This window comes from Fischerella thermalis PCC 7521, assembly GCF_000317225.1.
GTDB lineage: Bacteria > Cyanobacteriota > Cyanobacteriia > Cyanobacteriales > Nostocaceae > Fischerella > Fischerella thermalis.
Map to the genome: position 1 here is coordinate 145,959 of NZ_AJLL01000033.1, position 24,782 is coordinate 170,740.

Sequence of the window (24,782 nt, forward strand, 5' to 3'; positions counted from 1 at the left end):
AAGATTCACTATGAGACTCCTATTGTTTTTTTGAAAAAACGACCTATATTATCTCTTCTTCCCTTTCCTTTACCAATTACTGCCTCATATTTACCTAAGTAAGGTAAAAGGAAAAAGTAAAAATTTACTGTCCTGATTCCTACCTTTTCTCTTTTACCTTGGACTTTGATTAGACAGTGGTGATGTCTTTTTCTTTTTCTGCCAATAATTCATTGATTTTGGCAGTGTATTTATCCGTCAGTTTTTGTAATTTGTCTTGCTGATCGCGTGCTTCGTCTTCGGATACCTCAGAGTTTTTTTCCATTTTGCGAATGGTCTCTAGAGCATCGCGGCGGATGTTGCGAATGCCAACACGCCCTTCTTCGGCATACTTAGCAGCGATTTTTACTAATTCTTTACGGCGTTCGCTTGTCAGTGGTGGAATGTTCAGTCTAATGACTGAACCGTCGTTACTGGGGGTTAAACCCACATCTGACATAGAAATAGCCTTCTCGATCAAATTTAAGGAACTGCGATCGTAAGGCTGAATCAAAATCGTCGTAGCATCCGGTGTGCTGATGTTAGCAAGTGACTTCAAAGGTGTAGGTGTACCGTAATACTCCACTGTCACTTTGTCTAACAAACTGGCATTTGCGCGACCAGTGCGAATTGTGTTAAAAGCTCGTTGAGTCGCCTCAACAGTTTTTTGCATCGTACTCTCAGCTTCAGCTAATTTCACAAGAACCTCCCACAAGGGTGCCGATAGATTCTCCCATGATTGCGCGGTGGATGTTACCCCGTACGCCTAAGTCAAAAACAAGAATTGGGATATTATTTTCTTTACATAAGGCTATCGCGGTACTGTCCATTACCCGCAAATCTTTTGCCAAAACGTGTCCAAATGTGAGACTTTTGTAACGTTTGGCATCAGGATAAATATGCGGATCGGCGTCGTACACTCCGTCTACCTTAGTGGCTTTAAAGATTACTTCGGCTTCAATTTCGGCAGCTCTTAAAGCTGCGGTGGTATCAGTTGTAAAAAAGGGATTACCAGAACCAGCACCAAAAATGACCACCCGTCCTTTTTCTAGGTGACGGATGGCCCGACGACGTATATATGGTTCAGCAAGTTCCTGCATGGCGATCGCGGTTTGTACCCGTGTCTGTACCCCTATTCGTTCCAGCGAGTCTTGCAGCGTCATGGCATTCATTACCGTGGCAATCATACCTATGTAGTCAGCGGTTGCCCTGTCCATCCCCGCCGATGCCGCTTTGACACCACGAAATATATTACCCCCGCCAACGACAATGGCGATTTGAACACCAGTGGCTACTACCTCTGCTACCTCTTGAGCTATCTCTTTGACCACTTCTGGGTCAATTCCATAGCCCATGTTGCCCATTAAGGCTTCACCGCTTAGTTTAAGTAAAACCCGTCGGTAATTTGTTCCCATGAAGTTACGCTTTATCAAAAAATATGCTAATTACCTCCAATTTAAGATAACAGTAGTGTGACTATCTGTCTCTACTACTTCACCATCCTAAAATTAACGTGTGTTAATCAACCAAAGGTTAAACAGAAAAATTAATCCTTTCCCCTTCACTTACGCCATAGCAAATAAGTACCTGTAGGTTCCGTTTCCATGGGATAAATTTCTTGACCTTTCATGAGTGATGCGATCGCCTGAGTTAGATAATTTTCCTTCACTGCTGATGGGTTGTAGGGTTGATCATCAATCATACCTTTGTAGCGAACTATACCTTCGGTGTCTATTAAGAAAGCCGTTGGTGTTTTGTTAATACCAAAGCTACGAGTTACATCTTGGGTGGAGTCCCATAAATAAGGAAAGTTCAACTCATTGACTTTCGCGAAAGCTTTCATATTTTCAAAACCTTCTGTTGGCAATTGAGTGGCATCATTACCATTCAAACCAATAAGTGTAAAACCTTGTTTGTAAAACTTTAGTTGAATTTTTTTAAGCCTATCTAGATACAATTTTACATAGGGACAATAGTTAGACATCGAAATGACACCAACTGCATGAAATTTCTTTAAATAACGGCTCAAGTGATGTACTTGCTCATCGATTCCTGGTAGTTCAAAATCTGGTGCGTAACTTCCCACAGGAGTATTGATTGTTTCTACTTTATTCATATTTTCTGACTCACAGGAACTAAGAACACAAGGATAGCTATGCTGGAAGCAGAAGTCAGAAGGCAGAGAGATAAATATCCTCTCAAGAAACACAGGCTGTATAGGGTTATAGGGTAACCAGTGAGCCATTGAAGGTTTCCTCCAGTTAAGGAACCGTTCCTTTGTAGCAACTGGCTGATGTAAGGGTGTAGGAGAAAAATTATGTTTTTTCATCTTTGAATAGTGGCAATTGCTACTAGTCAAAGACTTAAATATTGCACTACGCCCAAAAATAAATTTTAAAATTTTGCAACTAGATATTGAGTTCTGCAACCCTAGATTTTAAAAATAAAATATAGCCAAATTTAGCTTGATTTTTTCTAATTTCAACCACCTTTCATACCATTTCACAAAATTTTTGCTACAAATTCTCTCCCTTGTCTTCCTTGTCCTCCTTGTCTCCTTAACCACTAAATGTATCAGACTTATAGTGAAACGGTATCAGGGAATTCCTTTGTATCTAGACTATTTTATAAACCAATTTTGCTGATGTGAATTGTGAAACTACTGAAATTACAGTTCATTAACTTGTACAATGTCTTGAGGATAGAAAACAAAAATCGGGCTTCAAGCACCTTTCCTTATCTTCAAGACAGATGTACAAAGTTCTAAAGTTTTGAGGGGATAGTGGCAACAACAGTAGTCAGAACTACATTATTTTTAGGATTTTACTTAGATTAACAATATTAACCGGAGGAAAGTTTAGTTGTAAAATTACGTAAATTTTTGTAAAAATAAAAATAAATATATCTGCTTTTTTCTAATTTGTTGATTTTCATACTTATATTCATAAAATACTCATGGCTTCCTCCATTTCAGCGATCGCACTGACTCCAACAAAAACCTGGATTTGGCAAGGCTTTTCTATTTGCTATCAATCTCAAGGAAGTGCTGGTCCAGCCGTGATCTTTGTACATGGCTTTGGAGCTTCGTGGTGGCATTGGCGGAAAAATATGCCGACACTGGCACAAAATTGTCGCGTTTATGCAATTGATCTGATCGGCTTTGGTGCTTCAGCTAAACCTAAACCTGGTGAGAATATTACTTATACCTTTGAAACTTGGGGACAACAAGTAGCTGATTTTTGCCGTGAAGTGGTGGGAGAGCCTGCTTTTTTGGTTGGGAACTCCATCGGTTGTATTGTAGCGATGCAAACAGCTGTCAGCAACCCCGAAATTGCTCTGGGAGTAGCGTTATTAAATTGTTCTTTGCGGCTGTTGCATGATCGCAAACGCGGGGCTTTACCTTGGCATCGCCGTTTAGGAGCGCCTCTTCTGCAACGTTTACTATCTTTTAAACCAATTGGCGAATTTTTTTTCAATCAAATTGCTAAACCAAAAACTGTGCGTAAAGTTCTACTGCAAGCCTATGCAAATTCTGCAATGGTGACAGAAGAACTGGTAAATATTATTACCTCTCCTGCGAGTGACCCAGGTGCAGCAGCAGTGTTTCTTGCTTTTACCTCTTATTCCCAAGGACCCCTACCAGAAGACCTTTTACCTCAACTGCCTTGTCCAGCAATTATTTTGTGGGGAACAGCTGACCGTTGGGAACCGATTGAGTTAGGCAGAGAGTTAGCCAGCTTTCCACAAGTGCAAAAGTTTATACCTCTGGAAGGCGTAGGGCATTGTCCTCAGGATGAAGCCCCGGAGTTGGTCAATCCAATTTTACAGGACTGGATATGGGAAAGAACAAGAATTCAGGATTCAGAACTTGGAAAGTAAGTAATGGATAATCCGATAGTTTAGCTTTTAAATAAAAGTTTGTTCTTTCCTATCCCTCCAGCCTTCTCGTATGACATTTGGATAGTTAGTATTATTTGAGATTCCTGGAATAACCTTTTGCAGGAGACTTTAAATCCAAAATCCAAAATTGATATCAGGGTTGAATTGGCTATTCAAACAAATCTTTTTGTTCTAACCAATCTTTACCAACTTGAATACTGATATCAGAATAGAGATTACCAGTACTTTCTACTCGCACTTCTCCAAATCCTAGAGTGTTACGAATTGATTCGGCACTGTTACCATCTCCTTGTTGAGCAACAATGTGAGTGACTTCTAATGGTTCACCCCAGCTTTTAGCGATGTAGACATTACGATAACCAGCTTTTTGCAAGCTTCTAATTAGTGGTCGGAGGTTAGCGTTATCGCTACCGGTACTGTCTTGAATAGCTACTCGCAAATATGTTGGATCTACTGCTTGCTGTTGGTCAGACGATTGCATATCAAAATACTGTGCCATTGTGCTGGCAATGCGATCCCTATCTGGTATCCAGTAGCTAGCGCTATACTCTCCTTTTTCACTAAACCGACCGGGTAGCATCAACTGCAACATATTAGAACGATTTATTCTTGCTCCAAATCCCACCAATGCTACTAATTCTTCAACAGTCAAGTTAGTATCAATGTGTTCTTTAACTACGTTGAGAATGTTGGGCAGTTGTGCCATTGTTGTGGGGTTGAGAGCTTGATCCATCAATGCTCGCATCACCATTTGTTGCCGCTGAATTCTGCCAATATCCCCATTTTCATCATGACGAAAACGCAAAAGTTGCAGCGTTTGATCGCCATTGAGATGCTGCTTTCCTTTCTTTAGATTGATGTATAGATGCTGTGAATCATCTTGATACTTCATATCTCTGGGGACATAAACAGTTACACCTCCCAAAGCATCGATCAGCTTGGCAACTCCTAAGATGTTGATACGAACATAGCGATCAATTCCTACTCCATCCAAGAGGTTACTAACAGTTTTCGCACTGAGAGCAGGTCCACCTTGGACATTAGCAGAATTAATTTTTTTAATTCCATGCCCTTCAATTTCTACACGGGTATCTCTGGGGATGGAAAGCATGACCAATTTTTTTGTCTGTGGATCAAACCTGATCAAGAGCATGACGTCAGTAAGACCATCAAAGGAATTAATTTGGGGTAGATATCCCAAGTTTTTGGTTTCTTCTGGCGCATTTTGGACATCTGGCGGTAGTACACTCATACCCATAACTAGGATATTAACGGGGCGAGTTAATTCTGAGAATCGTAACCCACCTCCAGAAATGCGATCGCCACCAAAAACAGCTGCCTCATCCGCACTCAGATTGGCTTGCATGAGAGGTGTACTGCTTAAAGAATTCGCCAGCAATGCTCCAATGGTGGCTGACAGCATCGCGATACCGCCCAACCAAAACCATAGCCAACGTCCCGATTTTGGATGATTAACCTTTCTGCGCCTGGATTTAGGGCGGGGCTTAGAATGGTTTTCTGACGCCGAACCTCTTTGAATGGTCACAGACTTCCTCACACTTACTGAATAATACTTGGTGAATCCACTTTTGGGAAAACAGACGAATCAGACTATAATAACTAACTCTTAATTAATAGTGCCAAATTCATAGATTAAGTGTCTCACGTAACACTTCCCACCGTATTTTTCTTAATTTTTTGATTCATTTAAAATGGTTTAGGTGTTTTATTTATGAAGTATGGCAATATTAGGCGGCATTTGACTAGATGGCTTGAGGAGAAATTAGAAATTTTGAGTGATCAGTGAAAACAACCTTTTCCCCTCTTTCTATGAAAGATACTTATCAACGATTTCATCAGCAAAACGGCTAAAAGCTGGTATACGTTGAGATTTGCCTCGGATGGTGACAATTATTAACCACAAACTGATCAAAAAGTAACCAGAGGTGAGAAAACTATTAAGTATCAGTAGGCGCACTGACAAAAAATCTAAATTTGCTGCCCCAGTTGCTAAAAAAAGATAACCTAACAACCAGGAAATAGCCAGCGTAATTGATATACGACTGATAGCAAGTTGTTCCCTGCTACCCTGGCGGCGATAAAGAGTCCACAGAGATGGGAAAAAACCGATAATGGGTAGAAGATACCAAACTAGGTATACAGAAGAAGACGCAGAGGGTGAGGGGGGCGCTGACGTGGAGAAATTGTTAATAATATCTCCGTATCTGTGTGTCCCCTTGTCCCCCGTGTCCCCTTGTCCCTTTGCCCCTGGGTTCCTGTACTTTGATTCAAAATTATCCATTTTGGTTGAGTGTAATCCTAAATTAGAGGGATGAATGATATTGATGTAGTTAGAGATAATAATCTTTAAATAAGGATCATAATTTTGTGTTATCCCGCAATCGGCAGATGCAGACACGCAAGCTCTTAAACTGGTGGCAAGCACTCACACCATTGGCACGATTTGGTGCGATCGCTTTATTTGCTCCGCTTCTGGTGCTGAATGGCTGGGCGCTTTCAGTCATTTTCCATTACTTTCACTCGCTGATTGTTATCTTGGTGGGAGCCTCCGTACTAGCGTTTCTGCTCAATTATCCTGTAAGTTGGATGGAACGTCATGGTGCTAGGCGAGAGCAAGTAGCCATTTTGGTGTTTTTACTGGCTTTGTCGATTTTATTAGCATTAGGTTTGACTCTTGTTCCACTAGCTCTAACTCAAGCCCAACAATTGGTGGCGCGTTTACCGGAGTTAATTGACTCTGGACGCTCCCAGTTGATGATTTTGAACGAAAAAGCCGAAAGTATGGGCTTACCCATTAACCTTGATGCTTTACTAGTGCAAATCAATGATCGTGTCAAGGGACAATTACAGGCGATCGCTGGACAAGTTTTAAATCTGGCGGTTGTCACCTTCACCAGTCTGCTGGATTTTCTGCTGACAATGGTTTTGACTTTTTATCTATTGCAGCATGGGGATGAACTTTGGCAAAGTTTAGTTAGCTGGCTACCCAGCAAATTTCGTGAGGCTTTTTCTCAAACTGTACGTCTGAGCTTTCAAAATTTCTTTATTACTCAGCTAATTTTATCTACCTGTATGGCTTCAGCCCTAATTCCAACTTTTTTATGGCTGAAAGTACCATTTGGTTTGCTATTTGGCTTAAGTATTGGGATTATGGCTCTTGTTCCCTACGGTGGTTCTGTGGGTATTGCCTTAACTACTTTGTTGGTATCGCTACAAGATGTCTGGATGGGAGCAAGAGTGTTGATTGCAGCAGTTATAGTGCAACAAATTCTGGAAAACTTGATTGGTCCAAGAATTTTGGGTAGTTTCACAGGGTTAAATCCTGTTTGGGCGTTAATTTCGGTTTTAACAGGAGCAAGAATAGGTGGTTTGTTGGGTGTAATTTTAGCAGTACCTACTGCCGTTGTCATTAAGACAGCTTTAAGTGCTTTGCGTCCTGATGTTGCATCTGGTCATAGCGAGACGGGAGATGTCACCACTCACAGTCCTGATCAAGGGGAAGAAGCTTGTCGGAAACAAATAGGTGAAACAGCAAATGTGCGATCGCGAGAAGTAGGCGCACCTGTGACACCAGAAGCATCTCCTCCGACTGCTTAGTCTAAGGTTAGTTGTTAGTTGTTGGTTGTGAAATTAAGGGTCTAAAATTGCACCCATAAATAAAATGCTTCCAGTTTGGTTGTCGCGAATTGCACAGAAAAATGGACGATCAACAGTCATTTGGAATGGTTGTTGATTAACTGTTGCAGATACTGCGGTAACACCTACAGAAGTAGTTGCAGCAGCTTCTGTTCCTTCTTCGTTGACTTCCACAAAAGTTTTATGCTTCACTTCGCTAATTTGAAAGTTTTGTCCCATCTGAGAAAAATCAGCTTGGTTGGTAAAAGCCTCACCTATACCTAATGCTTCTAAAGCAGTGTTAAGTGTTATTTCATAGTCCATTTTGAAACGGGGTAGGCGAATCAAACCCTCTCGTAGGCTAAACTGGGATATCCATTTTTCCCAGTTCTCAGCATTGAGATTTTCATAAAAAGATTTCAAATTAGAATTCTTTTTGGGCAAAAAGACATAAAAACTGAACTTACCATCCTTACCATAAGGCAGACTCGCGGCTTGAAATTGTTCGTTTTCGTAGTATTTATATTTACCTTTTTGTGACATCATGGGATGTTGTTTCTGAGTACCAGATGTCAGATAAAAAGGCTGTTGCACAGTTTGCTGTTTGTCAAATTCGTTTGTCCATTTGCCTTTAAAATAAATGGCATTAAGCAGAAATAATACTTGGTCTGGTTCTATTCTTTCAATAATCTTATTAATTCTGCCACGAGTACTTTCGCTTACCCAGTTATTAATCTTGCTAACAGAATTTGGATCTTGAAAGTTTAAATTCGTTACCTTTGCTTGATAGAAATCCTGATTTTTTTTAATAAAATCGGCATTAAATTTAACTTCTTGATTTGCCCAAAGTGAGTTAGCAATATTCAATTGAATTTCTGGATCTGAATTCTCTAAAAGCTGTTTTAATGCTGCATTAGAGGAATTAATTTCCTGTAAACTTAACCCTTGTAATTCCAGTGCCTTGGCCATTGCTCGCTGAGTGCTACCATTAGCACCGTTGTAGGTCATATCTAAAGCGATCGCTACACTAGCAGGTGAAATAAATACATTTTTATTGTTCTCTTGTTTGAGAACTTCTTCAAAAAGTTTGAAGCCAAATTTGGTGTTAGCTAGAATAAGTTTAGTATCAGGCAAGACAGATTTTTGAGCAAGAGATTCTGAGCGAGGTACACTGGATTGGGCATAAACTTTTGTATTACCTTCTACTTGGGTACATCCGATCACACCCATTAAAACCACACTAGCAGCTGCCAGAGCGTAGCGCCTTCCTAAACGCACGGCATAACGTCTTTGTAGAAATTTTTCCCAAGAACTACCAAATTTCTGCTTCATGTTATCACACCAAAAGGCAGAGTCTATCTATCGACTATGACATTTCAGATGACACAGCCATTTGGTGGTTACAGTTTTGGCAACCATTTTATCGGGGATGGGGAGATGGGGTGATGGGGAGAGATATTTATCCGTGTCTCCCTTCTGCTTCCCGATCCCTAGTCCCTATTTGCCCGAGTCCACCAAGCCAAGGCATAAAGTTGAGTGGCTTCGTTGAGTTGGTTTTGAAACTGGACACGGATTTTATATTTACCAGTGGTAGGGACAGGACAAAAAATGTGTTCTACACTATCAACTTCGCTAATGGAGGCGCAAACAGTTCCTGTGTCTGGACTTTTTTCATCGGCTTTAACTAGATAGATATCAAGGTTGTTTAAACCGCGATCGCGAAAATCTTCCCCTGGATCAAATTGACCATTTTTATTTTTATCGTTGAGTTCTACTAACCTGTCCCAAGCCAAGGTTATGGAGACAAAACTGTTCTGCTGTAGTGGTTTAGCTAAAACATATTCCACAGATGAGCCAGCGTTGATAGTATTATAATTCCAACCAATTGCAGGTACAGATTGTGATGGTTGCCATTGACCTGCACTAAATTGTTCGTAAGCCCGGTAAGCATTGAGATGACCTGTTCCCATTTGAGGATCTAAAGGTTTTTTGGGATTTTTATAGGTTTCAGAAGCTAGCCAGTCTTGATTCTGTTTATTTATGAGTGTTCTAGTCATTCCTAGCCGCAAACCATCGCCCATGTCTTGAATTTTTTCGGCTGAGTTTAATAAGACAGCTTTCATGACTTCATGTTGACGAGAAGCAAGACTCCAATTAGGTTGTTTTTTCCGTAATTGTCTGTCACCAAATTCTTGTAATAGAGCAACTGTAGCTGTGACGTGGGGTGCTGCAAAACTTGTGCCTGTGACTTTGTTGATTTTGCCATCAGGATTAAGCATAGGAATATTACTACCAGGAGCAACTATACCAATCGTTCCACGTGGGCCAAGATTAATTTCCTTGCCAGATAGACGCTGAGTCATTGCCTCAGATGTAGCTACTAAATTAGAAACATCTACTTTATTAAAAATTCCTCCCCGACGAGAGGAAAAAGCCACGTTAACTCCATTAAAATTATCGGTAGGGATGGGAATTCCTCCTTTACCCTGGTTGCCAGCAATCACATACAAAACGTTGTGAGCGCGAGCCGACCAGTCAATACATTGGGTTAGTAAGGCGTTACCATCCAAAACAGCATCCGGTCGCGGATCGCGGTTTAGAGGTTCGCCAAAGCTAAAGTTAATGGCGCGAACATCACCACTGTTCTGTAAGGCTATGTGCTGTGCAGACAAGCATTCTTCTGGCTGACCCATTTTAGTAGAACCCACAGCAGATGAATACAAGCGCGCTCCTGGAGCTACTCCTGGAAAAGCTTTATCTGTACTAATCATGACACCAGCAACATTGTAGGCGTGAGAATCAACACCACTATTTGACTTAGCAGGACTATTGCGTAAAAAGACACCTGCTATATTTACAGAGCGATTTTTAGAAACCGCTTTGTCTACACCAAATTTACCAGGACGCCCAATTTCCACCTGACCAATGGCAATCTTGCGACCTATGAGATTATACGGAAGCTTATGTAACTTAAGAGCATCAATGCCGTTAGTACTAAGGGTATTTTCCAAAGCTAACACCGGCACACTCAGACAGGTAACACTTAAGCCCCAAATTATCCAGCTAATTTTTTTTACCATACTCATTTGTCATTGGTGGTTGGTTGTTGGTGGTTGGTTGTTGGTGGTTGAATATTAACTATCCCCTTTCCCCTATCCCCTTTTCCCCTTGTGAGCCTTTGCTCAAGTTTTGTTACAATGTTTACAGAAAAGGACGCTTAAATATCCACTAGCCATGACCAAAACGCTATCTAACAAGCCGATTGTAATTGCTCCATCTATCCTATCAGCCGATTTTAGTCGCCTGGGAGAGGAAGTACGCGCCGTAGACGAGGCGGGGGCAGATTGGATTCATGTTGATGTAATGGATGGTCGCTTTGTACCTAATATTACGATAGGTCCTTTGGTAGTGGAGGCGATTCGTCCGGTGACGAAAAAACCACTGGATGTCCACTTGATGATTGTGGAACCAGAAAAATATGTTGCAGATTTTGCCAAAGCTGGGGCAGACATTATATCTGTACATTGTGAACATAATGCGTCGCCACACTTACATCGTACTCTCTGCCAAATTAAAGAACTTGGCAAGCAAGCTGGTGTCGTACTTAACCCATCTACACCTTTGGATTTGATTGAGTATGTGCTAGAAGTTTGCGATTTAGTGTTGCTAATGAGTGTCAACCCTGGCTTTGGTGGTCAAAGCTTTATTCCAGCGGTAGTTCCCAAAATCCGCAAACTGCGTCAGATGTGTGATGAACGTGGTCTTGACCCTTGGATTGAAGTAGATGGCGGGCTGAAGGCCAATAATACTTGGCAAGTTTTAGAAGCCGGAGCTAATGCAATTGTAGCTGGTTCGGCTGTGTTTAACGCTAAGGATTATGGCGAGGCGATCGCAGCTGTTCGTAACAGCAAGCGTCCTACACCAGAACTAGCACAAGTCTAAGTCTTTAATTCTTAGTAAATATAAGCACGCTTGGTGTTGACTACAAACTAAATAAAAAAGGGCGACGGAAAAGCGATCGCCTTTTTTATTTATTAGACCTCTTGCAAGAAGTCTATTCGTAGTGAGTTGTTAGTTAGGAATCAATGAATAGCCAACTGCAATTAATAGAACTTGGTAACTGAAAACTGATAACTGAATTACTCAACTTCCTTGGCTGTCACTATCTCTCGTACTCGATAGATAGGACGTCCTTGGGATTCATGGTAAGTACGCATCAATAACTCTGCTAACAAACCAAAGCAAAATAACTGTACCCCTGTCACTAACAGAAGAACAGCCAAAATTAATAAAGGGCGATCGCCAATATCTTGACCCAAAGCTAATTTTACCCAAGTCAAATAAATGCCGATCGCACCTCCCGAAAGCATAGAAATCAAGCCCCATAGCCCAAAAACATGCATTGGGCGAGTCAGGAACTTTTTCATAAAAGCGATCGTTAATAAATCCATTACCACCCGAAAAGTCCGCGACAAACCGTACTTACTCCGCCCAAAGCGGCGTGCATGGTGACGTACGGGCATTTCGGTAATTCTTGCCCCTTCGATATATGCCAAGGCTGGTAAAAATCGATGCAGTTCACCGTAGAGGTTCATATCTGCTACCAATTCCGCACGATAGGCTTTTAATGAACAGCCGTAATCATGTATGTCTACGCTAGTTATCCGTCGAATTAACCAGTTGGCAATTTTAGAGGGCAATAACCTTGTCAAAGCTGCATCTTGGCGATTTAGCCGCCAACCACTCACTAAATCGTAGCCTTCCTCCAACTTTGCCAACAACATTGGTATATCCGCTGGGTCATTTTGCAGATCGGCATCTAAAGTTACAACTGCTTTGCCACGTGCATAATAAAATCCAGCTGCCATTGCCGCAGTTTGACCGTAGTTACGCCGCAGAATTACTGCTTTTAAATCATTACGGTTTTGTGCTTGTTCTTTGAGCAACTGCGCGGAACCATCCGTAGAACCATCATCGACACAGATAATTTCATAACTAAGATTACTAGCGTTTAGGGTAGAAGCGATCGCCTCTAGTAAATGAGGCAAACTTTCCACTTCATCACGTACAGGAACCACCACTGAAACACTGGGAACTGGTGAGGAAATCACCTCATATTGTCCAGCTAACCCATTAGAAACTAATCCACTCCTCATATTTTTTCTTTCAATCCTCTATGACTCTGCGGTTCATAACTCTTCACCACTCTGCCAGCACCGCGTAGTTGCTGATAGTATGACCGACTCACCTCATCACCTTGTTCCGAGAGAATGTCAATCCCAATACCATTACGTCCTTTATCTTTACCAGAACTATGGATATAAAAACTATCTCCTAAATAGAGTCCCACATGAGTGGCTTTTTGGGGAGACCCAAAGAATACTAAATCACCTGGTTGCAGCAGTACTAGGGCAATTGGTTGGGTAAAGCCTTCCTGTTGATACGCATCTCTAGGTAAGCAAATACCCACTGAACGAAATGCTGCCTGCATTAAGCCTGAACAGTCATAATTTGGCCCAACTGTACCACCCCAGAGATAATAATTAGGTTGTTGCATCGCTTTATGAGTAAAAGCAATCACTTCTGGTAGCAATTTTTTAATTTCTGATTCGGAAAATGATTTAGCCTGATAAGGTACAGTAGCTGTCTGTAAAAAAACCAAATCTGCAACCGACAACCAACCTGGATAGTCATCCTCACACAAACACACCTCTACTGCCACATCCTGATAATTTGATGTTAACCACAAATGTCGCCCGGCTTGGGCTTGGGTAGCCAAGCGTGTACATTCTGGAGAATCATATATGTTCAGGTCAGTTAGACACTCGTACTCACCTGATTCTAAATTTTCGATTTGGGATTTGAGATTTAGGGACATTCTGCAAACACAACAATGACTTTTTTCAATCAAGAAGAACAACTGGAAAAACTAGGTAATGGCATTTTAGAAGCAACTTGGGCAGAATTTCCGACCTTAGCCCCTAACCAAATTGCTTTGACTTGGATTGTCTACGATCCACCTGTGTTGGTAAATACTGGTGGTGCTTTGACGCCAGATGCTTTTTGGAACCATCCAGTTCGTGGTTTTACTTATCGAGGTTCAGAGCGAATTTACCCAGCCAGTGTGGTGAAGCTATTTTACTTGGTAGCAGTCCAGGAATGGCTAGAAAAAGGTATGGTTCAGACCTCTGGTGAGTTGGAAAGAGCCATGGGTGATATGATTATCGATTCTAGTAATGATGCTACTAGCTTAATAGTAGATATACTGACAGGAACTACATCCGGACCAGAATTGCCACCAGGACCATTTGAGACGTGGAAGCAACAGCGCCATATTGTTAACCGCTACTATCAATCCTTGGGATGGCCGGAAATGGAAAGTATTAACGTCTGCCAAAAGACCTGGTGTGATGGACCTTACGGACGGGAACGGGCATTTTATGGACAATTGCTAGAAAATCGCAATATGTTGACAACTAATGCTACCGCCAGGCTGTTACATAGTATTGTTGGTGGTGTAGCAGTATCTAGTGTGCGATCGCAAGCGATGATGAGTATACTCAAACGTAGTCTCAAGGCTGATGAATTGCCGCAAGATGTAGAGGAAGACCAAATTACAGGCTTTTTAGGTGCAGGTCTTCCCCAAACAGCACAAATTTGGTCAAAGGCGGGTTGGACTAGCCAAGTCCGACATGATGCTGCGTATATAGAAATACCCAATCTTCGCCCTTATCTTGTAGTTGTATTTACTGAAGGCAAAATGCACGCCAAAAATCGTAATCTGTTGCCTTTTGTTTCTCAGCGTATCGCCGAAGCAGTTGCCAGTTTAAATTAGAAGATGGAGGCGGAGAAAGAGAGACGCGGAGCGTATTCTCAAATCGAAGCATCTGCTGCTGGTCCCCGCGTCGCCCATCTCTTCTCTCTGCGCGTCCTCTGCAAAAATTAAGTAGTGACTAATGATGTATCCAAGAATATACTTAAGATAAAGTGTTTTTTATATAAAAACTTATTTTTTACATAGCATAAATCCTTATCTCTAACTTCTTACTAGTCATTATTCGCAAATTTTAAAGATATATGGATCTAGTTGATTGCCCGGAATGCCAATTAAGAAACTTAACTCAGCAGCTGCAAAAGGAAACAAGCAAGCGGAAGTTACTTGAGCAAAAGCTACGGACTTCTGAAGCTCAAATGCGTGCTGTCTTTGAGGCAATGACTGATGTAGTGCTGATCATTAATCTTCACAGCAACCAACTTGGAAGCATAAAAATTCTACCAACAAAACCCAATCAAACACATACAGATGATACTGATGTGATTAGTCAGACGGTAGAACAATTTTTTCATGAACAGACCGCTCAGCTTTGGTTAGAAAAAGTCCGACAGGCTTTAGATTTACAGCAGACACTTTATTTTGATTACAATTTGTTTCGGCAGGGGCGTCAGGTTTGGTTTAGCGCTAGTATTTCCCCTATCTCAGACCAATCAGTACTTTGGGTAGCACGAGATATTAGCGATCGCAAGCAAGCTGAAATAGAATTGCAACATGCCAAAGAAGCAGCCGAAGCAGCTAACAAGGCTAAAAGCCAGTTTTTGGCAGCGATGAGTCATGAACTCCGCACCCCCCTCAACAGTATTTTAGGTTTTTCTCAAATCATGTATGACGATACTTCCTGCAACGGTGAAAATCGGGAGTATCTCGACATTATTAACAGAAGTGGTCAACACTTGCTGCAATTAATTAACGATGTGCTAGAAATGTCCAAAATTGAAGCAGGTAAAATTAAGCTCAATGAAAAAAAATTAGATTTATATAGTCTGTTAGATAGCTTAGAAGATATGCTGCGCCCCAAAGCCGCAGCCAAAAAACTCACTCTCAATTTTGAGCGATCGCCATCAGTACCACAACACATAATTGCTGACGAAAGTAAACTGCGGCAAGTTTTATTGAACTTGTTGAGTAACGCCCTTAAATTCACTCAAGTAGGAAGCGTGACTCTACGTGTGAGAATGGGACAAGCAAGACAAACGAAAATTTCCAATCCTCAATTCTTAATTTTCGAGGTCGAAGATACAGGTTCTGGTATTGCTTCAGAAGAAACCAACAATTTATTTGAAGCTTTTGTCCAAACCGAAACAGGTAAGCGATCGCAAGAAGGTACAGGTTTAGGATTAGCAATTAGTCGTAAGTTTGTACAGTTAATGGGTGGAGATATTACTGTTAACAGCGTAGTCGGAAAAGGAAGTATATTTGCATTCGACATTCAGGTCAACTTAGCAGAGATGACACAGCTACCACAGTTGTCAAGTCAACGGGTTAAGTGTCTAGCACCAGACCAACCAATTTATCGTCTGTTAATTGTGGACGATAATCAAGACCATCGCCAATGTCTCATCAAACTCTTAAAACCTTTGGGTTTTGAAATACAACAAGCAGAAAATGGCCAACAAGGTATAGCTATTTGGGAAAGTTGGTGTCCCCATATCATATTTATGGATATGCAGATGCCAATTATGGATGGTTACGAAGCTACCAGGGAAATTAAAAGGAGGGAGCAATCTAGCTGGGGAGATAGGGAGAACCATCTCCCATCTCATACCAAAATTATCGCCCTCACGGCCTATGCTTTTGAGGAACAGCGCCAAGTAATGATAGCTGCTGGTTGTGATGACTTTATTAGCAAACCATTTTCTGAAGAAGAAATTTTTGCCCAACTTACAAAACACTTAGGCGTACGCTACATTTACTTTGAACCAGGTATAGTTAACCAAAATAAGGATGTGAAATCTGGAAGCTTAACTCCTGAAGACCTAGCAAAGATGCCAGATGCATGGATACAAAAACTACACACAGCAGCTAAAGAGTGCAATGATGAAAGTATTCTTCAGCTATTGGCTCAAATTCCCACACAATTTCCAAATTTAATTCAAGTCCTAACGCAACTCACTTATAATTTTCGCTTTGACGAGATTATCAAAGTAACTGACTTATTAGTCAGGCAAAAAGTCGAACAACCATTGCATTTACTACAGAAATTACAAGATGTAGAGCGCCAAAAGGTAAAGGTAGAATGACTTTTTTATGAGCAGTACTACTATTAATTTATATAAATTATTTGTATTTTATTAACATTAGTTAGAAGTTATGTCTTAGTCATTAGTCAGTGCTTATTAGGCTTCTTCCATGAATTGTTAAACCCCCTTAATTTCCCCCGGAAGAAGAAAATTTACTTACCTCCCCGATTTCGCTTAGAGTTAGGGTGGGGTAAAAATATTTGTACAAAAGGTCTATTATGCAATCAATAATCAAGAATAAATGAATAGCAATTAGTGATTAATGACAAAAAATAACTTTGATGATTGGTAGAAAGTTATTTTTATTTCTTGAATAATTTTTGTCATCCGTTGAATTGAGGATCTATCCCTCTATATAGTGACTATTCAAAAATTTGTACTACCTTGAAAATAGGGATGTAGAAATAAATTTTTTGATGTTAAATGTAGATATTGCCAAACATTGGCTCAATATGGGTAAAACCCATTATATATAAAGGTAATATTGTTTGAGGAGTGAATGTGAATACGATTTTTTTTAATCAAAAACTTGTCGGTTTAGTTGGTATAGCAACTACCGCTGTTTTATTTGGTGGTTTGCCTACTGTTGCTCAGACTGCTGACTCTACTAGCTTGGAAGCAGAAGCCATAACTGCATCACCCGTTCCAGTAGAAAATTCAGTAGAAGTATCTAATTCTACTTCTACCCAGGAACAGTTCTATAATGTCGCTACACCAGAAACAGATAATCCTACATTTACACCGATTCCTGGCACGGTAGCAACATCATCCACAGGACTTACTACTGTTCAAGATCAACACTCAATTTCTCAACCATCTACTGCTACTCAGGAAGTTGCACAATCAGACATTCTTCCAGGTCGAGCTACCCGTGGAGGATCTAGCTATATTGGTATAGCAGCAAACATTGGTCTGGCTGGTGGTGACTCCTCTTTAGGTGATGGTAACTTTATGGTGATCAGTAAGGTAGGACTATCAAGAAGCTTATCTGTTAGACCTTCAGTAGTCGTGGGTGACAACACCACAATTCTCGTCCCTGTCACCTACGATTTTTCCTTCCAACAGCTAGGAGATCCTTTCAGTGGACCTGTTGCGATCGCCCCTTACGTCGGTGCTGGTGCAGCGATTAACACAGGTGATGACTCTCAGTTTTCCTTCTTGTTATCTGGTGGTGTAGATTTCCCACTCAACAGTCAATTTACTGCGACAGCCGCTGTGAATGCAGCATTTTTTGATGACACTGACATCGGTTTGACACTCGGAGTTGGTTATAACTTCGGTCTGTAAAAATGATGAATGATGAATTATGAATGCTGAAATTTTCATAATTCATCATTCATACCTAGTTCCTACTTTGGACTAACTTGCTCAACGGTCTTGATTTTGCCATCATCACCCACTGTCCAAACATCATAGACACCAACCACATCGCCATTTTCGTCAATATCTACATTACCGCTAGCTCCTTGGTAATTGATATCTTTACCTTCTTTGAGTAATTTCAAACCTTCACAAACATCAGTAACTTCCACACCAGGGCCATTGGCAACTTCACGGATTTTACTGGCAATACCAACCCCTGTGTTTTCCTTCGCTGCTTGGGCAGATAAAACTAACAAAGCAGCTGCATCCCAACCGTGGGGAGTGTATGGTGCAGGTGGGGATTTTCTTTTTTCTTGCCAAAGTTTGGTGAAAGCTTCTAATCCTTTACCGTTAGAACCAGGAACTGTACCTATAGCTCCAGCAACGATGTATTTGCCATCAGGAGTTTTACCGACTCGCTCTGGAAATGTATCTGATTTTACACCATCAGTCAGCATTATCTGCACCCCTTGAGTTACACCTTGCTGGTATGCGGATTTGAGAAATAGGGCTCCAGTTTCTTCGTAAAATACGCCTAGTACTGCATCTGGCTTACCCGCAAAAGCTGCTTGTGCTTCGGTATCAAATGTCGTGGCTTTGGGGTCGTAGCGAACAGGGTTGCTTTTATTGACTACGGTTCCTCCTAATTTTTCAAATGCTTGTACAAAGGCTTTTTCAAAACCCACACCATAGTCATTATTAATCACGACAGTGGAAACTCTCTTAAAACCTTTTTGATTAGCAAGTTGAGCTAAAGCTTGAGCCTGGTAGGTATCTGGAGGTGCAGTACGCGCCCAAAAGTTTTTGTATTCACCTTTTGCTGCCTTTTCGGTAAATACAGGGCTGGTACTACCAGGAGAAATGAGCATGACTTTATTTGGCACAGCTATGGAGATAGCAGCACTGGAGACACTACTAGCAAAGGAACCAACTACACCTGCAACTTTATCTAAGGTTGCCAGTTTAGTCATACCAGCAGCACCTGCTTTAGGGTCGGTTTGATCATCAACTTGCACTAGGGTTACGGGTTGTCCATTCACACCACCGCAAGCGTTTACAGTATTTACAAGCAAGGGAACAGACTCTACCATCTGCTGTCCGATCGCTGCTAAGTCACCTGTTGTTGGTAACAGCGAACCTATTTTTAACCCTTGAGTGCTGCTGGCGGCTGTAATTGTTGAACCTGCTGGGGTGCTAGTAGCTCCATCAGTGCTTGTGTTGGAGGTTGTGGTGGTGTTGCCATCACAAGCCGCTACTAAAAAGCCTGTTGTGAAGGTAGTTATAGCTAGAGCAAAAGCACTAATAGTTTTTTTCATATATTTAAATTCCACTCCTTATTTTGCTCAGTAGCTGAGTCATTAATACAGATGCAAACTTATTTTCTAATTGCAAGATAAGTTTAATCTGTAATCGCTCCGAAGCATAAATAATAGCATCTGCCAAAAGGAGTATTTCTCTGGATATCTACAGACAGAGTTTGTCGTGTCCCTAATAAATAGAGACGCGATGTATCGCGTCTCTAATAAAAAACGGAGAAGGAGGGATTCGAACCCTCGGTACGGCCTTTCGATCCGTACAACAGATTAGCAATCTGCCGCTTTCGACCACTCAGCCACCTCTCCACTATGTTGAACATAAATCTTAACAGATTATTTTGGTAGAGTCAAGAGTCATTTTTATCTTGTTGGTGGTTGATGGTTAGTTGTTGGTTGAACTACCAACAAACAACAAACAACAACCAACAACCAACAAGTAATTAAAGTACTTGCGATCGCAACCACGCCAGTGGAATACTACGTATTTTTTGCCACTGTGGCACATAAACACGTTGGCTGAATACGTTGTAGTCGTTATGCTCAATCTTTTCCAGAATTTGACTGTATTGCATCAAAGCCGCCCACACAGGTAACCGTGCATCTGGACAGAGGTAACTAATCCCCTTTTCTGCCTTTTGATAAAACTGGCGGGTGCGAGCAATTAAAAAACGCATTAGGGAACGCCAGCGTTCATCTACCACGCCTTTGAATAAATCTTGCTCGGTGTAGTTGAATCGTGCTAAATCCTCAAGAGGAATGTAAATTCTTCCCCGCCGTGCATCCTCATGGACATCCCGCAGGATGTTGGTGAGTTGACTGGCAATTCCGAGGGCGATCGCTTCTTCTGTAGGCACATAAGGTGGTTGATTGCGGTTCCAAGGAGCAGTGTTTTGCTTGGTATCTACTCCCATGACCGCCGTTGACATTAGCCCTACAGTACCGGCGACACGGTAACAGTACAGGTATAACTCGTCAAAGTTTTGGTAGCGACTGCGGTGTAAGTCCATGCGCTGACCGGCAATCATATCCCGAAAGGGCTGAATATCCATCGGAAAGCGCTGGAGGGTATCCACTAAAGCCACATCAAATTTGTCTACTGGACGTCCCGCAAAAATGGATTCCAGCTGCTGCTCCCATTTATCTAAGGTTTCTGGTGTGGTAATAGCAGCCGCCGGGCCGTCCACCAGTTCATCGGTACGGCGACACCAGGCATAAATTGCCCAAATAGCTGGACGTTTTGCCTTACTCATCAGCAAAGTGCCAAGGTAAAAAGTTTTGGCATACTTTGCTGTGATTTGACGGCAAAGTTGATAGGACTCGTCCACAGAGACCGGCGGTTTCATGCGCGGGGGGGAATCAGACAGTTGCAGCATTCGTTGCGGGCTGAGGGGTTTGCATTTGCAGGTTTGATGAATTTGCCACCAAGCGTCCTTCAGCAATCGCCTGCGCTGTCAGCTTACCAGAAAGCACAGCACCTTCCATACTACCGAGATAGGGTTGCATAGTGTAACTCCCACTCAGAAAGAAGTTGCTAATCGGTGTTTGCTGAGAAGGACGGTACTGTTGGCGACCAGGAGTTGCTTTATATACTGAACGCGGCGTTTTGACTACATGATATTTCAGCAATTTTGCTGGATTGTCTCCGCTAAAGTGTGAGGGAAAGAGTTTTTGTAACTCGGCGAGAGTTACCTGCAAAATCTCTTCGTCGGATTTGGCAATCCAATCTTTTGCCGGAGCCAAAACCAATTCCAGCATTGAGCGCTCAGGATTGGCGTACCCACGGCAGGTATTGCTCATATCAGCATAAACGCTGAGTAGAGGCGAGCGCGAAAATAGCAACTGGTCTATATCAGTAAGTTTGCGGTCGAACCACAACTGCAAGTTTATCACAGGCACGCCCTCTAACCCTTCTAGCTTTTGAAAGAAGTCATTTTCCTTCCAAGGATTTGGTAGCATCACCTTCATGACGTCCACTGGCATTGCCGAAACGTAAACATCAGCAGTTTCTATGTAATCTGCTGATCCATTGAGTCCCTGCATCAAGAATCCTTTCACCGTACCGTCTTCATTCAGCAAGATTTCTTTTAATGGAGCATTTATACGTACTTCTCCTCCTTTTTCTGTAACATAATCTACCAGTGGCTGACACAAACGCTCTGTGGGTGAACCATCCAAAAATGCCATTTTGGAGCCATCTTTTTGTTGGAGAAAGCGACTCAGGGCAGTCAATAATACTACTGCCGAAATTTCATCAGGATTGATAAAATTAAGTGATTTCGAGGCCGCAATAAAAATATCTTGTTGGACATCCTCGCTCACTCCTTGCTGTTTCAGCCATTGGGAAAAAGTATATTGATCTGTGGAATCAACATACTTTTGTCCGCGGAGCATTGCGGGAACCAATCCCTTTGCTAGTTCGATTTTTTCTCTCCAACTGAGCATGTCATTGTTCCGCAAAATTGCCACGATGCCATTTAACGGTGCTGGCAAGTTGGGAAAATCAAACCTGCTATAGGTTCCCGGCTTCTCAGGCTGGTTGAAGATCATAGTGTGTTTTTTCCACTGCAAACGGTCTTCAATTCCCAGTTCTTTGAGTAGCTGCAACATATTGGGGTAAGCCCCAAAAAAGACATGCAAACCAGTTTCGTACCAGTCACCGTCTGCATCTTGCCAAGCTGCTACTAACCCTCCCAGTACATCCCGGCTTTCCAAGACAATGGGGGTATAACCTAAATCCGTCAAATATTTAGCACAGGAAAGTCCTGCTAAACCTGCTCCGGCGATCGCTACTCGCATTTAACTTTACTGCTCTTCAATATTTCTTAAGGGTTTTGCCGTACTCATTATACTTTGCAAACCGTTACATTTGCAGAAGATGGTTGATGGTTGATTGTTGGTTGTTGGTTGTTAGTAGTTAGTGGTTAGTAGCTAGTGGTAATTCCTCTACCCCTCATACTCCTCATACTCCCCCCACCTCCCCACCTCATACAAACTCCCCCCTCGCAACCATAACCACTCGTCCTCCCACGTTCACGTCAATGGTTATACCTTTTTGCTCTGCTTGTAGCAAAATCAAAGAAGGTCTGTTTATTTCGTACCCCTGCTCAACTCGTAAATTAATTTCTGATTTGCCGAAATAAGAATATTGAACTAAATAACCAGCTAAACATCCATTAGCACTGCCAGTAGCAGGGTCTTCCGGTATGCCTAGATAATCACAGAACACTCGCACATTCAGATCATTCTCTTTTTTGTATGTTTCTGGGCAAAATACAAGGATACATTTAGCATCTATGGTGTTAATCAGTTCAAAATATTTGTCTCTATTAACCTGAATTCGCTTTACAGATTCCAGAGTTTTCAGAGGAACAATAATAAAGGGAACCCCTGTAGAAACTGCTTGAATAGGAAAGCAATCATCTATCTCATCTGACTCTATTCTCAAAACTTCAGCTATTTTGTGTCTATCTAAGACTTGATGAAAAGTAGGCGCTTGTTGCTGCATCCATAGATATTTTTCAGAACCATTCTGATCCAAAAATTTTACTGGTATTTGCCCAACTTTTAAATTTAATAAAATTTCTTTAACTGAGCTTTTAATAATCTCTTTTTGGAGGATATATGCTGTGCCTAAAGTAGGATGGCCTGCAAAAGGAAGTTCTTGTTTTGGTGTAAATATTTTTACATTATAGCCCTCAGATACTGTCTGGGTTGAAGTCACAAATGTAGTCTCAGAATAGTTAATTTCTTTAGCTATTTGCTGCATTTGTTCTGTAGAAAGATTAGCTGCGTCGGGAAAAACAGCTAGTTGATTACCTGTATATTTTGCTTCAGCAAATACGTCAACAATGTAAAATTTAAGACTAATCATTTTTGGATTTTACGTATTTAGACTGGACTTTATGAGCAGATTTTTGCATATTTTGTAGATTTTATTTGCCTGTCTTATAAAAAATTTAAATCGAAAAACCAGTATAGTTTGCTTTTCATATCTGAAAGTTTTATGAAACATAGATTTGCTTAATTAGCATTAACAGTATAAGATGATCCCTGCTGGTAATCGCTCCTTTGGTGTGTATCTAAACAGATGTATATTCTTTTCCAAAGGAAAGAATATATGCACAAATAGTTGTTGAGAAACTTGGGAAAACATAAGTAATTTGCACCTGTAGAAAGGCGCACTATTCTGAACATTGACAATAACCATGATATTGTTTGGACTACTTTGGGCTACATCCTGGATTGGTTCATTTTTGTCACTGAATCAAAGCTTGCTACCAAGCATTGCATCAACAGTTGATTCGACAAAATTTGCTGCTAATTTAGGTAAATTGGTTAGTAAGTCTCATCCATTTTTTGTGCAGCCAAGGCAACCAGTAAAATTTTGGACTACGACGCTACTACCTACACGTTTTTTAAAGATAGACTGGGGAGATAAAGCAGCAAAACCTACTCTAAATAAATCGTCAAATGCTTTGAAATTAAGGACTAAAAGCAACAAAAATCAATTTTGTCCTTCCCTCCAGGTAACTGAAATTCGCCAGCCTTCTGTCAAAAGTGTCAGCAATTTATCAGCTGCTACATTTATAGAAGCAACTGCGACTCAACCAGCTTTTCTAGCAGATAAAATATTGCGATCGCTGCATAACTTTTTCCACTTTTCCACGCCTTTCGAGTCTTTGTTTAGTTCTTCATCAGGTTTACCGGTGGGTGTAGTGCATCGTGGCGAAAGTAATTACGAAGTTTGGGTGAATAACCGCTTGATTGCAAATTTACCTAATAGGTTACAAGCAACTTTGATGCAACAACGCTTGAGACGATTGTTGCAATCACCCAATCTCAATGCATTGCAACTGCAACCAGCATTAGTAGATGGTGTACCAGCATTAATGGCAGGAAATCGCTATCTGTTTGGCATTAACAAACAAATTACTCAAAAAGCCAATCGTAGTGGCGAATTATTAGCAATTGAATGGACTAATAACCTACGTATGGCAATGAATGCACCGACATTATCACTCGTGGAAGGGCAATTAGAGATGTATGGTTTAAAGCCTTCCCAGAAAAAAATGTATGGTCTAGCTTCTTGGTATGGTCCATATTTTCATGGTCGCTTAACGGCAAATGGTGAAATATTCAATCAAAATGAATTGACAGTTGCTCATAAATCTTTGCCTTTTAACACCTTCTTAAAAGTCACTAACTTGCAAACTGGCAAAGCGGTAATTGTGCGGGTAAATGACCGCGGTCCTTATATTCCCCCTCGAAGTCTAGATTTGTCACGAGTAGCAGCTCGTTGTATCAATAGTGAAGTTGCTGGAGTGGTACCCTATGAAGCAGTGATTATGCAACCAAGTGAAGTGAAAATGACTCTCAAAAATCTGAACCTAAGTCTGAAAAATCAGAAACCTAGTAAAAAGCTGGCAATTATCACCGATTTGTGAGCAAGTTATCAACAAGCCGTGAACTAAAGTT

At 41.3% G+C, this 24,782-nt stretch carries 20 protein-coding genes and 1 tRNA gene; 7 read left to right on the top strand and 14 right to left on the bottom strand.

The features are described 5' to 3' along the window. Window positions 1–169: 169 nt before the first annotated feature. From frr to UYK_RS0107590, 3 genes are all read right to left on the bottom strand, one after another. Window positions 170–718: a ribosome recycling factor gene (gene frr, locus UYK_RS0107580; protein WP_009458386.1), complete on the bottom strand. Its 549-nt coding sequence runs from the start codon at window positions 716–718 to the stop codon at window positions 170–172. After that, window positions 705–1,433 (bottom strand): UMP kinase, encoded by a 729-nt coding sequence (pyrH, locus tag UYK_RS0107585; protein WP_009458387.1) that lies wholly within the window; start codon window positions 1,431–1,433, stop codon window positions 705–707. Before pyrH ends, frr begins: the two co-directional genes overlap by 14 nt. Window positions 1,434–1,579: 146 nt before the next feature. Then, a complete protein-coding gene (locus UYK_RS0107590; protein ID WP_016871194.1) occupies window positions 1,580–2,134 on the bottom strand; it encodes a thioredoxin family protein in 555 nt (184 codons plus the stop codon). A gap of 839 nt (window positions 2,135–2,973) precedes the next feature. Here UYK_RS0107590 and UYK_RS0107595 point away from each other — a divergent pair. Then, window positions 2,974–3,897, top strand: a complete 924-nt coding sequence (locus UYK_RS0107595; RefSeq protein WP_016871195.1) for an alpha/beta fold hydrolase — start codon at window positions 2,974–2,976, stop codon at window positions 3,895–3,897. 169 nt (window positions 3,898–4,066) lie between these two features. Here UYK_RS0107595 and UYK_RS0107600 read toward each other — a convergent pair whose 3' ends face one another. Together UYK_RS0107600 and UYK_RS0107605 are read right to left on the bottom strand one after the other, a co-directional pair. Further along, on the bottom strand, window positions 4,067–5,464 hold the full coding sequence (locus tag UYK_RS0107600) for an LCP family protein (protein WP_009458392.1): 1,398 nt from the start codon (window positions 5,462–5,464) through the stop codon (window positions 4,067–4,069). Between the two features lie 282 nt (window positions 5,465–5,746). After that, the gene (locus UYK_RS0107605; protein ID WP_026086395.1) at window positions 5,747–6,220 is read right to left on the bottom strand and encodes a hypothetical protein; all 474 of its coding nucleotides are present in this window, start codon (window positions 6,218–6,220) and stop codon (window positions 5,747–5,749) included. Window positions 6,221–6,327: 107 nt separating this feature from the next. Here UYK_RS0107605 and UYK_RS0107610 point away from each other — a divergent pair, with 107 nt between their 5' ends. Then, a complete protein-coding gene (locus UYK_RS0107610; RefSeq protein ID WP_016871198.1) occupies window positions 6,328–7,536 on the top strand; it encodes an AI-2E family transporter in 1,209 nt (402 codons plus the stop codon). A gap of 33 nt (window positions 7,537–7,569) precedes the next feature. Here the strand turns inward: UYK_RS0107610 and UYK_RS0107615 are convergent, their stop codons facing one another. Beyond that, on the bottom strand, window positions 7,570–8,886 hold the full coding sequence (locus UYK_RS0107615) for a serpin family protein (protein WP_016871199.1): 1,317 nt from the start codon (window positions 8,884–8,886) through the stop codon (window positions 7,570–7,572). A gap of 158 nt (window positions 8,887–9,044) precedes the next feature. Further along, on the bottom strand, window positions 9,045–10,634 hold the full coding sequence (locus tag UYK_RS0107620; RefSeq protein ID WP_016871200.1) for a S8 family serine peptidase: 1,590 nt from the start codon (window positions 10,632–10,634) through the stop codon (window positions 9,045–9,047). Between the two features lie 154 nt (window positions 10,635–10,788). Here UYK_RS0107620 and rpe point away from each other — a divergent pair, with 154 nt between their 5' ends. Beyond that, window positions 10,789–11,496, top strand: coding sequence for a ribulose-phosphate 3-epimerase (rpe, locus tag UYK_RS0107625; RefSeq protein ID WP_009458397.1), 708 nt, complete (start codon window positions 10,789–10,791; stop codon window positions 11,494–11,496). A gap of 197 nt (window positions 11,497–11,693) precedes the next feature. On the opposite strand, the gene UYK_RS0107630 is transcribed toward rpe, so the two are convergent. Continuing rightward, on the bottom strand, window positions 11,694–12,710 hold the full coding sequence (locus UYK_RS0107630) for a glycosyltransferase family 2 protein (protein ID WP_009458398.1): 1,017 nt from the start codon (window positions 12,708–12,710) through the stop codon (window positions 11,694–11,696). Then, window positions 12,707–13,432, bottom strand: a complete 726-nt coding sequence (locus UYK_RS0107635) for a C40 family peptidase (protein WP_016871201.1) — start codon at window positions 13,430–13,432, stop codon at window positions 12,707–12,709. Before UYK_RS0107635 ends, UYK_RS0107630 begins: the two co-directional genes overlap by 4 nt. A 15-nt stretch (window positions 13,433–13,447) precedes the next feature. Between UYK_RS0107635 and UYK_RS0107640 the strand changes: the two genes are divergently transcribed. The 3 genes from UYK_RS0107640 (at window position 13,448) to UYK_RS0107650 (ending at window position 17,916) form a co-directional block, all read left to right on the top strand. Then, complete coding sequence (locus tag UYK_RS0107640) at window positions 13,448–14,389, top strand: serine hydrolase (protein ID WP_009458400.1); 942 nt, start codon at window positions 13,448–13,450, stop codon at window positions 14,387–14,389. 242 nt (window positions 14,390–14,631) lie between these two features. Further along, entirely contained in the window at window positions 14,632–16,629 is a 1,998-nt protein-coding gene (locus tag UYK_RS0107645; RefSeq protein WP_009458401.1) for an ATP-binding protein, read from the top strand. A 501-nt stretch (window positions 16,630–17,130) separates the two neighbouring features. After that, on the top strand, window positions 17,131–17,916 hold the full coding sequence (locus UYK_RS0107650) for a hypothetical protein (protein WP_009458402.1): 786 nt from the start codon (window positions 17,131–17,133) through the stop codon (window positions 17,914–17,916). Between the two features lie 62 nt (window positions 17,917–17,978). On the opposite strand, the gene UYK_RS0107655 is transcribed toward UYK_RS0107650, so the two are convergent. The 5 genes from UYK_RS0107655 to UYK_RS0107675 form a co-directional block, all read right to left on the bottom strand. Further along, window positions 17,979–19,307, bottom strand: a complete 1,329-nt coding sequence (locus UYK_RS0107655; protein WP_009458403.1) for an ABC transporter substrate-binding protein — start codon at window positions 19,305–19,307, stop codon at window positions 17,979–17,981. A gap of 214 nt (window positions 19,308–19,521) precedes the next feature. Beyond that, a tRNA-Ser gene (locus UYK_RS0107660) sits at window positions 19,522–19,613 on the bottom strand. A 134-nt stretch (window positions 19,614–19,747) separates the two neighbouring features. Then, complete coding sequence (gene crtB / locus UYK_RS0107665) at window positions 19,748–20,680, bottom strand: 15-cis-phytoene synthase CrtB (protein ID WP_009458404.1); 933 nt, start codon at window positions 20,678–20,680, stop codon at window positions 19,748–19,750. Further along, window positions 20,664–22,103 (bottom strand): 15-cis-phytoene desaturase, encoded by a 1,440-nt coding sequence (gene pds, locus UYK_RS0107670; RefSeq protein WP_009458406.1) that lies wholly within the window; start codon window positions 22,101–22,103, stop codon window positions 20,664–20,666. The genes crtB and pds overlap by 17 nt, the downstream gene beginning before the upstream one ends. A gap of 187 nt (window positions 22,104–22,290) precedes the next feature. Continuing rightward, a complete protein-coding gene (locus UYK_RS0107675) occupies window positions 22,291–23,178 on the bottom strand; it encodes a PhzF family phenazine biosynthesis protein (protein ID WP_009458408.1) in 888 nt (295 codons plus the stop codon). Between the two features lie 334 nt (window positions 23,179–23,512). Here UYK_RS0107675 and UYK_RS0107680 point away from each other — a divergent pair, with 334 nt between their 5' ends. Continuing rightward, on the top strand, window positions 23,513–24,751 hold the full coding sequence (locus tag UYK_RS0107680) for a septal ring lytic transglycosylase RlpA family protein (RefSeq protein ID WP_009458411.1): 1,239 nt from the start codon (window positions 23,513–23,515) through the stop codon (window positions 24,749–24,751). The last annotated feature ends 31 nt before the right edge of the window (window positions 24,752–24,782 follow it).